We start from the raw sequence: 10,621 nt of genomic DNA on the forward strand, positions 1-10,621 counted from the left end.
GCGGGCTGCTGGGGACCGCGCACCCAGCCGCCCGCACCGCCACGGGCGGTCGGGTCCCAGACCGCCGGAGCGGTGTTCTGCTGGTCCGTCATCTGTCCCTGGCCCCCACGGTCTGCCCGGGCCTGCTCCGCCCGGGTGCTCTGCTGGTGTCGTGCGGCCGCGCCGCGGTCGCGGGCGCCCGCGACCGCGCGGACACCGTACCTTTCGCGACCCCCGCCCGGCAGCCCCGGCACGACGTTAGAGCATCCGTGATCGCCCGTGGGGCGGGTCGGCGGATTCCGGACACCCCGGGCGGCGGCCGGACGGCGGCGGGTGCGGGGTGCCGGGCCCGGCGGGTCCGGACGGTGGGTCCGACCTGCGGATCAGCCGGCGGTGGCGCGGCGCAGGACGCGCAGCGAACCGGTCACCGAGACCTCCTCGAAGCCCTCCGCCAGCGCCCGCAGGTACACGCGGTAGGGCGCCTGGCCGCCGTCGGCCGGGTCGGGGAAGACGTCGTGGACGACCAGCAGGCCCTCGGGCGCCAGGTGCGGCGCCCAGCCCTCGTAGTCGGCGGTGGCGTGCTCGTCGGTGTGGCCGCCGTCGATGAAGACCAGGGCCAGCCCGCCGCCCCACAGCGCCGCGATCCGGGGCGAGCGGCCGACCAGGGCGATCACGTGGTCCTCCAGGCCGGCCGCGTGCAGGGTGCGGCGGAACCGGGGGAGGGTGTCCATCCGGCCGACCTCCGGGTCGACCAGGGTCGGGTCGTGGTACTCCCAGCCGGGCTGCTGCTCCTCGGAGCCGCGGTGGTGGTCGACGGTCAGCGCCACGGTGCCGGTCTCCCGGGCGGCCTCGGCCAGCAGGATCGCCGAGCGGCCGCAGTAGGTGCCGATCTCCAGCACGGGGAGGCCGGTGCGGCGGGCGGCGGTCACGGCGGCGGTGTAGAGCGCGAGGCCCTCGTCCACCGGCATGAACCCGGTCGCGCCCTCGAACGCGGCCAGCACCTCGGGCCGGGGGTGCGCGGTCTCCAGGAGGTCGGACATGGTGCTGCTCCTCGGCGGGGTGGTGGGTGGCGGCGCGGTGCGGTTTCCGCCCGCCGTCGGACCCTACTGGACGGTACGGCCCGACCCCGACCCCGCGGCGGCACTCTCGGCTCCGCCCTGGTCCGGCCCGCCACGGGGGTGCGGGCCGTCGTCGGCGTCCGCCGCACCCCGTGGCGGACCGGGTGGTCCTGCGGAGGGCGCGGGGGCGTCAGCCGGCCAGGAGGGTGCGGGCGACGCGGGTGCGGTGCGGGGCGAGCTCGGCGTCGACGGCGGCGGCCTCCTCCGGCGGGCAGACGACCGCCGCCGGGACGGGTGTCCGCCGCTCCAGCAGCGCGATCCGCAGATGGGTCGGCGGGTGCGAGGCGTCCACGCGGTGCCCGGACCTGCGCGAGCGGCGGAGCAGCCGTTCGTGCTCCAGCGGCGGGATCGCCGCCAGGTGTGCGCGCAGCTGCGGCCAGAGGGAGTCGGCGTCCGGTCCCGGCGCGGCGTCCCGCCGCCCGGAGCGGGGCCGGGACTGGATCTCGGCCCGCAGCCGCATGGTCACCGTCCCGGTCGCCGGGCCGAGCAGCAGGGCCGCCAGGCTCTCGCGCATCGCCCCGGTGGATCCGACCCGGGCGCCGAGTTCGTCGGCGTGGTACTCGGCCTGCTGCCCGGCCCGCGCCGTGAGCCGGTCGAGGAGGAGGTAGGCCCGGAACAGCAGCCCGCTGAGCAGGTGCAGGAAGGCGTTGCCGAGGTAGTCGCCGATCATGGTCAGCAACGCGACCACGCCGTACCCGGGCGCGGTCCGCTCGCGCGGCAGGCTGAGGTCGTGCCAGTGCGCGAGCGACCGCATCGCCGAACCGAGCCACAGGCCCTGCCGGTGGTCGCCGTTCACCCGGTGGGCCAGCTCGTGGCCGAGCACCGCGATCCGCTGCGGCCCGTCCAGCGCCTCCCAGAGCGGCAGGCCCAGGGTGAGCACGGAGGTCCGGCGCAGGCCGACCACCCCCATGCTCGCGTTGAAGCTCTCGTCGACCTGGATCACCCCGATCGGCGGCGCCCCGAGTTCGGCGGCGATCCGGTCGGTCAGCCCGTACAGGGCGGGCGCCTCGGCGCGGGTCAGCACGCCCTGGCCGCTCGGCACCCGGCCGAGCCTCGGGCGGATCAGGAAGGCGACGGCGAGCAGCAGGGCGCCCAGGCAGCGCAGGGGCGTGTTGCCGGTGACGAGCAGCCAGAGGCCGGACCCGGCCACGGCGACGGTGACGAGGTGGACCGGGACGGCCAGGGCCGAGGCGGCGAGCCAGTCGTGGCGGGTGGTGTCGACGCGGCCGGCCACCACGTCCTCGAACAGCCGCTCGGTCCGCTCGGCCGCCGCGTGCTCCCGGGCCAGCTCCTTCGCGCTCCTGGCGGTGTCCTCGGCGGCCTCCTCGGCCGGGACGAGGTTCCACTCGCAGGCCGGGCACCAGGCGGTGAACCGGGGGTCGGGGTCGAGCGGCGCGGAGCACTCGGGGCAGCGGTCGGGGCGGCCGCCGACGGGGGCGGTGGCGGTGGCGCTGGTCGGTGGCGCGGCGGGATTCGGCGCGGCGGAGTTCGGCACGGCGGACGATCATGCCAGCGCCGGGGTGGCGGTGGAAGGGTCCGGCCCGGCCGGATCCGGCGCCCGGGTACGGTTCCCGGCGCGGCGCGCGGTCGGAGTGGAACGTGTTCTACTCCGACCGCGCGCGGCGTGCCAGAATCGGCCCGACCGACGATCCGCGAATCCGCGAAGGACCCGGGAGCAGCCCATGCGCGCCGCCATCCTGCACAGGACCGGTCAGGACACGCTCGACGTCCGCGACGACGTCGAGGCGGTCGGCTTCGGACCGGGCAGGGTGAGGATCCGGCTGCGGGCCGCCAGCCTCTGCCACTCCGACCTGTCGGCGATGAGCGGCGTCCTGCCCCAGCCCGCGCCGTTCGTCCCCGGCCACGAGGGCGCCGGCGACGTGGTCGAGGTCGGCGAGGGGGTGACGGAGGTCGCTGTCGGCGACCGGGTGGTGCTCAGCTGGATGGCGCCGTGCGGCCGCTGCGCGCACTGCGGGCGCGGGCGCGCCCACCTCTGCGCGGCCAGCCTGCGGCGGCTCGGTGCCCCGGGCTTCCGCTTCGGCGGGGACGGGGACGGCGCGGGGGAGGCCTCCGGCTTCTACGGCACCGGCACCTTCGCCGAGGAGGTGGTGGTGGACCGCGACGCGGTGGTCCCGGTGCCCGCCGACCTCCCGTACGAACTGGCCGCGCTGATCGGCTGCGGCGTGACCGCCGGCATCGGCGCGGCCGTGCACACCGCCCGGGTCGAACCCGGCGCGTCGGTCGCGGTGATCGGTGCCGGCGGGGTGGGCGTCGCCGCCGTCCAGGGCGCCCGGGTCTGCGGCGCGGCCCGGATCGCGGTGGTCGACCCGGTGGTGTCCCGCCGGGAGCGGGCGCTCGCCTTCGGCGCGACCGAGGCACTCGCCCCCGAGGAGCTCAGGGCGGTGGCGAAGGGCCTGCCGGGCGGCGGCTTCGACTACGTCTTCGAGGCGGTCGGCCGCTCGGCCACCGTCCGGGCGGCGTACGACGCGGCCCGGCGCGGCGGCGCGGTGGTGGTGATCGGCGCGGGGGCGCAGGACGACCACGTGCAGTTCACCATGGGGGAGTTGTTCTTCAACGAGAAGCGGCTGCTGCCCTCGCTGTACGGCGGCGCCCCGCTGTCGGGCACCGTCGCACTGGTGGTGGAGCTGTGGCGGGCCGGGCGGATCGACCTGGCGGGGATGGTCACGCACCGGGTCGCGCTGGCGGAGGTCAACGAGGCGCTGGCGCAGATGCGGAGCGGCGAGGCGCTGCGGACGGTCGTACTGCCGGGCTGAGGGCTGCCGGGTCGGCGCCGGGCGGTGGGTCCGGCCGCGGCACCCCGCCGGGCCGGACCCACCGCGACCGGGTCAGCCCAGGTCGGCCGAGGCTGCGCGATGGCGGCCGTGCGGGTCCGCCTCGGGGCTGTCGTCGGCGGCGGAGCGGCCGCGGTGGCGACCGGCCGCCGCGGTGTCCTCGGTCGTGGTCCCGTCGGTGTTGGTGAGGGTGTCGGAGATCAAGATCGTCTGTCCGTGCTTCCGTGCGAGGGTGCGGGTCGTCCGGCCTCCGGCCGGTACTTTCTGGACCCGGCCGGGGCGCGGCCGCCACCCTAACCGGCGGGCCGGGCGGGGTGCTCGACGGGCGCTCCCCGCCGTGGGATCCGCCCCCGCCGGGCGGGATCCGAAAGACACGCCCTAAGCCGGGCGGCCGGTGCGCAGGAAGCCCGCGAGCAGTTCGTGCAGCACCGCGCCGCCTTCCTCGGCCAGCACCTCGTGCCCGGCGCCCGCCGCCTCGATGTAGCGGAAGTCGGCGCCCTCGGTGCGCCCGATCCGCAGCAACTCGTGCCGCAGTGAACGGGACTGGCTCACCGGTACCACCTCGTCCCGGTCGCCGTGCACCACCAGCAGCGGCGCGCCGATCCGGTGCGCGAGCTGCAGCACGTCGCGCGGTCCGCGGGCGTCCGCGATCGGCTCCCCGCCGCCCAGCCGGGTGGTCAGCGCCCGGACCGGGTCGGAGGCTTCGGCGAGCAGTCGGGCGCCGGACAGGAACGGCGCGACCACCGCGCAGCGCGCCACCTGCTCGGCCGGTGCGTGGGCCGCCGCCAGCAGCGCGAGGAAGGCGCCGTAGCTGACGCCGAACAGGGCCGGCGGCTCCAGTCCGAGCGCGGCCCGCTGGCCGGCGATGCCCTCCAGCAGGTGCAGGACGTCGTCCAGATCGGGCCCGCCCCAGGCGCCCCGGATCGCCAGCGCGTGCGCCACCCCGTAGCCCGTGGAGCCGCGCTGGTTCGGGGCGAGCACGGCCAGGCCCTCGCCGGCCATCCGCTGCAGTGCCGGGTCGAACTCCAGCCGCCAGGCGTCCGCCGGGCCGCCGTGCAGGGCGAGCACCAGCTGGGGGCTGCTCAGCCAGGCGTCCCCGCCGTACACCACCGCCTCCAACGGGCCTGCCGGGCCGGAGAGTTCGAGGCTCTGGGCAGGATGCCAGCGGCCGCCGTCGCCGGGCTCGGCCGAACCGTCCAGCCGCCAGCCGCGCGGCGTCGTGCCGGGGCGGCTCCTGGTGGTGCCGGGCTGCCAGGGCAGCACGGTGTCCCGCCACGGCCCCGGCAACCCCGAGCCCAGCGGCGCCAGTTGGAGCGGCAGCGGCACCGGCCCCGAGGTGGTGGCGACCGGGCCCTGGGTCAGCAGCGCGTCCACGTCCAGGGTGGCGAGCGCGGCCGGGTGGTCCGGCGCCGAGTACGGCAGCCGCAACCCGTCCGCCGACCAGTGGCCGACCGCGCCGAGCCGCCCGGGCGGGACCGGCAGCGGGTCCAGCCGGCCGAGGGCGGGCCGCCACAGGGCGAGCGAGCAGCCCGCGCCGTGGTCGATCTGCACCGCGACCCGGGGTCCGTCGGTGGCCGGACGCAGGGCGACCGGCCGCAGGAACATGCCCGCGACGTGCAGGACTTCGGGGAACCGCAGCGGCTCGCCGCCGCCCGGCACGCCCCAGCCGATCCGGTCGGTGCCGGGCGCGTCGCTGCGCACCATGGCGAACCGGCTGTCCGGGTCGAACAGCAGCAGCCGGTCGTTGCTGTGCTCGCCGATCTCCAGCAGCGGGGTGACGGCGCCGGTGCGCAGGTCGAGCACCACGGTGCGGACCAGGCCGTCGCTCACCCGGTCGAGGGCCAGCAGCGCGCCGGTGTGGTCCAGCCAGACGCCACCGCCGTGCAGGCCCGGGATCTCGGCGATCTGGTGCGGCGGTGAGCCGTCGGCCCGGACCAGCCAGACCGTGGTGCCCGGCCGGGTGTCGCTGCCCAGGGCGAGGGCGACCGGGGCGCGGGGGCCGGACGCCGCGCCCGCCGGGAGCGGCAGCAGCCGGAGTCCGGGCATCCGCAGGGTGGCCAGCGGCCGTTCGGCGGTGACGGCCCGGCCGTACTGGTCGGTGGCGGCGGAGAGCGTCACCAGGTCATGCCGGTCGCCGTCGGAACGGCGGACCAGCACCGAGCCGTCCGGCAGGGCGACCAACTGCGAGCGGAGGTCCTCGGAGCGGTGGCCGGGCAGCGGGAGCCCGGTCGGCAGGGCGGGGCCCCGGGCGGGGAGGTGCCAGCTCTCGGCGTACCAGCCGCCGTCGGCGGCGGAGGCCAGGCAGGCGGCGTGGCTGCCGTCGGCGGAGAAGGTGAAGCCGAGCCGGCGCAGGGCCTGGGTCCCGGCCCGGGTGGTCACGTCCATGAATCCACCTGCCCGGCCGGATCGGGGCCGGGCCGCCCGGACGGTGTGCCGAACGGTGGGTCGAAGGGTGTGTCGGAGGGTGTGTCGAAGGGGACCGGGTCCACCCAGAGCCGCGGACCGCCGTGCCGCAGCCGCAGCAGGAAGGCCAGTGCCCCCGCCGTCCCGGTGCCGTACGCGGGCGCGCACCCGGTGCCGGTCTCGTCCGGCAGCACCAGCAGCCCGTCGCGCAGGGCCGCGCGGGCGGCGATCAGCAGGCCCGACTCGACGGCGGCGGAGCGGAAGCCCGGATCGCCGGTGGCCTCGGCGAGGTCGAGCAGGAACTCGCCGTCCCCGGCCAGGCCGTGGCAGGCGCAGACACCGCTGTGCCAGCGTCCGGCGGTCACCGCCCGCCCGGCGGCCAGGGCCAGGGCCAGCCGGTGCGCGTCGGCGTCGCCGGTGGCGCGCCAGAGCCGCAGCAGGAAGGTGCCGGCGCCGGAGGAGCCGTTGCACCAGTGGGTCAGGCGGACGTGCGCGGGGTCGTCGGCGCTCCGCGGCCACCGGGCGGCGGGGGAGGAGCCGTCGTCGGCCGGGCCCGGGGCGGCCGGCGGGTCGAGGCGGGCGGTGGCGGCGAGGGTGCGGCCGGCCTCGACGGCGCCGGCGAGCAGCGCGCCGTCCCCGGTGGCCCCGGCCGCCGCCAGCAGGAAGGCGCCGACGCCCGCGACCCCGTGCGCGAACCCGAGGTGGGTGATCCCGGCGAGCGCGGAGTCGAAGTCCTGCGGCACCGGCCACACCGCGCCGTAGGGCGCCTGGCGGGCGGCGGCGAGGAGGCCGTGGCCGCACCGCGACGCCCGGGCCAGGAACTCCGCCGCCCCGGCCGCCCCGTCGGCATCGGGGGATCCGGGCAGGTCCTCGGCGGCGCAGCGGAGTTGCAGGAAGCCGGCGCCGGCCGCGCCGTGGCAGACGTCCGGGTTCGGCCACTCGACGGCGATCCGCGCGGCCAGCTCGGCCGCCCGCCGGGCGAGTGCCCGGTCGTCCAGGGCGCGGGCGGCGTCCAGCAGTGCCCAGGCGGCGCCGGAGCGTCCGAAGTGCAGCCCGGGCAGGACCACCGGTTCGGCGGCGCAGCGGCGCTCGATCCAGTCGGCGGCGGTCCGGGCGGTGGCGCGGGCAGTGGCCCGGACGTCCTCGGGCAGCCCGGTGGTCGCGGCCGCCCGGGCGAGGACGGCCAGGACGCCGGCCGCGCCGTGCTGGACATTGCAGGGGTCCGCGCGTTCGCCGGCCGGCACCACGGGCCACAGCCGGTCCCGGCGCGAGGGTGCGGCGGTGGCGGCGATGTGCCGCAGTCCGTCGTGCAGCACCCGGTCGAGGACCGCGGTGTCGCTCTCGCCGTGGCCGTGGCCGTGGGCGTCGACGCGGCCGTCGACGCGGGTGGCGGCGGCCGGGGTCGGCCCCGGCCGGTCCGGCGTCGCGGCCGGTTCGGTGTGCCAGAACGCTCCGCCGGGCTCGGTGCGGTCGGTGTCGCCGTCGGCCCCGGCCGGCCCGGGTCTGTCGAGGTGCTCGGGGTCCCGCACCGGTGCGGGGCGGTCCGGGCCGGCCGGGCGGTCGGCCCGGAAGGGGGTGTGGCCGTCGGCCGCGAGGGACTCCCGGACCAGGGCCGGGTGCCAGCGGTGGCGCGGGTCCTCGGCGCGCAGGCCGAGCACGGCCGGGGCCAGCCGGCGCGCGGTGGTGCCGCAGCGGGCGGCGAGGGCGAGCCAGCGGCCGAGCCGGTCGGTGACCGGGCGGGCGTGCGGCAGGTCCTCGGGCAGCAGCGGGTCGTGGCCGGTGGCGAGCAGGAAGAACAGCCCGCCCAGTGCGTAGAGGTCCGCCTCCGGTTCGGCGGTGCGGGTGCCGTCGCCGCCGCGGCCCGCCGTCAGGCCGGCGAACCCGCCGCCGCGCCGCACCGCCGCCGGGGCCCCGGCGGCGGTGACCAGGGCGAGCCGCCCCGGCCCCTGCTCGGGGGCACGGTAGCCGGGCACGCCGGCCGGGCCGGCGCTGCTGCCGGCCTCGGCGGCCAGTTCCAGGTCCACCAGCCGCAGCGAGCCGTCCGGCTGGACGAGCACATGGCCGGGGGAGAGGTCGCGCAGCACCAGCCCCTGCTCGTGCACCCGCTCGACGAGGTCGAGCAGGATGTGGGCCATCGGTCCGGCCTCGGCCCAGTCGACGTCGGGGCTGCCGTCGCGGCGCAGTCGGGCCGCGACCCAGCTGCCGAGCGGCTGTCCGGCGATTCGTTCCTGCACCAGGAAGAGCGAGTCGTCCTGTTCGACGAGTTCGACCGGTCTCGGGGCCAGCCCCAGGCCCTCCAGCCGGGCGAGCAGCGCGGCCTCGTGCCGCAGGGCGGCGCGGGCGTCGGTGCCGGCGGGGTCCATCTCGATGTGCGCGCGGGCCTGCTTGACCACGACCTCGGCGCCGCCGTCGGTGTCGCGGCCGAGGAAGACGCCGCCCTTGGCGCCGTGCCGGATCGCCCCGGTGACCACGTAGCGTCCGGCGAGCAGGACGCCGCCGCTGCCGCGCCGCACCCGGAACCGGCGGCGCCGGGCGCACCGGGCGGGGTCGGGCCGAGCGGGGCCGGGGCGGGGGCGGCCCGCGGCCCGTCGAACGCCCGCTGTCCCTCGGCGGCCAGCGGATCCCGGGCCCACGGCGGGATCCGGTACGAGGCCCCGCGCACGTCCTCGACCCGCTCGCCGTCCGGCCCGCGCAGCATCGACCGGTACCCGCCGTCGTTGCCCAGCTCGGCCCGGGCCGCGATGGCGCCGTACCGGTAGTGGACGAGACTTCCGGGCCGGTACGGGCGGTCGGAGAGCACCGCGGGCCCCGGCAGGCCGTCGGTGGCGCGGTGCAGCGCGGCGGCCAGCCGCCGGAACTGCGGTTCGCCGACCGGGTAGACGGTGATGAACTTGCCGGCCGAACCCTGTTCGCTGTGGCGCGAGTTGAGCTCGTGCAGCTGGGCCGGTCCGGTCGCGAACCGGAACGCGCACGGGTCCTCGGCGAGTACTTCGGCGACGGCCGCGAGCACCGCGCCGCCGACCGTCGAGGCGGCGCTGACGTGGAGCTTCCAGCCCTCGTCGGGGAGTTCGCCCGGGGTCGGCCTGGCCGTGGACCAGAAGCCCTCGACGTCCACCCGCCAGCCGACCCGCCGGTCCTGTCCGTCCTGTCCGTCCCGGCCTTCCCGCCCGTCGACCGGCGGGACCCCGGCGGCGAGGGCGGTCCGCGTCATCCCGGGCCACCCGCCGTCCGGGTCCGGCCTGCCGTCCGCCGGACCGTCGCCCGCCGGAGCGTCGCCCGCCGGATCCGTGCCACCGGCCGTCCGCAGCGATGTGTCCGCCCGCATCCGCCACCACATCCCTTCGTCGGGTGCCGACGCGCCCGCCCCGGTGCCCACTGCTCCGGCACCGGGCGCGCGGCCACGGCCTGAAATCGGTTCCTCGGAAGGCCCGGGTCCGCCGCCCCGGTGGCGGTCCGCACCGCCCCGGCCGCATCCGGCCCGTTCTGCGCACCCGGGACCGCGCCTCCGGCGGACCGCCCTCCCGGCGCCCTGGCCGGGGCGACTCCCATGGCCGGGACAACTCCCTTTCGCAGAAGCGAAGTTACTTTCGGTAGCGAGGGATGCTCAATCCGAAGCCGGTCACTTCACTCGTAAGGGTGATCCGGGCGCCGTTTCGAATTCGTGCGAACCGCGGGGTGTGCGCGAGGCCCGCCCGGTCACCCGGCGCGAACCGGGCCCGGGCGCCGGTCGAACGGGGCCGCCGCCCGCCCGAGGGCATCCGCGCCCCGGGTTGACGCGCGCCCGCGCCCCCGGCGGGGCCGCCCACCGGGCGGCCGGGCGGGCGGACGGCTCCCCCCGTGCGCACGGTAGTCTCGACAGGTGCCGAAACTGTCCGACGTCATCACCGCCCTCGAAGAGCTGTACCCGCCGCAGTGGGCGGAGTCCTGGGACGCCGTCGGCCTGGTCTGCGGAGACCCTCAGGCCGAGGTCCGCCGCGTGCTGTTCGCCGTCGACCCCGTGCAGGCGGTCGTCGACGAGGCCGTCGAGTGGGGGGCGGACCTGGTGGTCACCCACCACCCGCTGTACCTGCGCGGCACCACCACCGTGGCCGCCACCACCTTCAAGGGCCGGGTCGTGCACACCCTGATCCGCGCCGGGATCGCCCTGCACGTGGCCCACACCAACGCCGACCACGCCGACCCGGGCGTCTCGGACGCGCTCGCCGAGGCGGTCGGCGTGACCGTGACCGGCCCGCTGGTCCCGGACCCGACCGACCCGCTGGGCCGGCGCGGCACCGGGCGGGTCGGCCTGCTGGAGCCCCCGCTGCCGCTGGCCGCGTTCGCCGCGCG

The 10,621-nt window shown here is 78.1% G+C and carries 7 protein-coding genes; 2 read left to right on the forward strand and 5 right to left on the reverse strand.

Annotation, left to right across the window (positions count from 1 at the left end):
* Positions 1–362 precede the first annotated feature (362 nt).
* Positions 363–1,019, reverse strand: a complete 657-nt coding sequence (locus VR45_RS15875; protein WP_045940411.1) for a class I SAM-dependent methyltransferase — start codon at positions 1,017–1,019, stop codon at positions 363–365.
* 208 nt (positions 1,020–1,227) lie between these two features.
* Positions 1,228–2,592 (reverse strand): M48 family metalloprotease, encoded by a 1,365-nt coding sequence (locus VR45_RS15880; protein ID WP_052709120.1) that lies wholly within the window; start codon positions 2,590–2,592, stop codon positions 1,228–1,230.
* 187 nt (positions 2,593–2,779) lie between these two features.
* On the opposite strand from VR45_RS15880, the gene VR45_RS15885 reads away from it, so the two are divergent.
* Positions 2,780–3,871 (forward strand): Zn-dependent alcohol dehydrogenase, encoded by a 1,092-nt coding sequence (locus tag VR45_RS15885; RefSeq protein ID WP_045940412.1) that lies wholly within the window; start codon positions 2,780–2,782, stop codon positions 3,869–3,871.
* A gap of 72 nt (positions 3,872–3,943) precedes the next feature.
* Here the strand turns inward: VR45_RS15885 and VR45_RS46935 are convergent, their stop codons facing one another.
* The 3 genes from VR45_RS46935 to lanL form a co-directional block, all read right to left on the reverse strand.
* Positions 3,944–4,093: a hypothetical protein gene (locus VR45_RS46935; RefSeq protein WP_159394226.1), complete on the reverse strand. Its 150-nt coding sequence runs from the start codon at positions 4,091–4,093 to the stop codon at positions 3,944–3,946.
* Between the two features lie 174 nt (positions 4,094–4,267).
* Positions 4,268–6,274, reverse strand: coding sequence for an alpha/beta fold hydrolase (locus VR45_RS42360; RefSeq protein ID WP_052709121.1), 2,007 nt, complete (start codon positions 6,272–6,274; stop codon positions 4,268–4,270).
* Positions 6,265–9,765 carry a class IV lanthionine synthetase LanL gene (gene lanL / locus VR45_RS15895; protein ID WP_107084194.1) on the reverse strand — a complete coding sequence of 1,167 codons (3,501 nt, stop codon included), beginning with the start codon at positions 9,763–9,765 and terminating at the stop codon, positions 6,265–6,267. The genes VR45_RS42360 and lanL overlap by 10 nt, the downstream gene beginning before the upstream one ends.
* A gap of 386 nt (positions 9,766–10,151) precedes the next feature.
* On the opposite strand from lanL, the gene VR45_RS15900 reads away from it, so the two are divergent.
* The coding region (locus tag VR45_RS15900; protein WP_045940414.1) for a Nif3-like dinuclear metal center hexameric protein at positions 10,152–10,621 on the forward strand (470 nt) is incomplete at its 3' end.

Origin of the sequence: Streptomyces sp. NRRL S-495 (assembly GCF_000966955.1) — a bacterium.
GTDB classification, from domain to species: Bacteria; Actinomycetota; Actinomycetes; order Streptomycetales; family Streptomycetaceae; genus Kitasatospora; species Kitasatospora purpeofusca.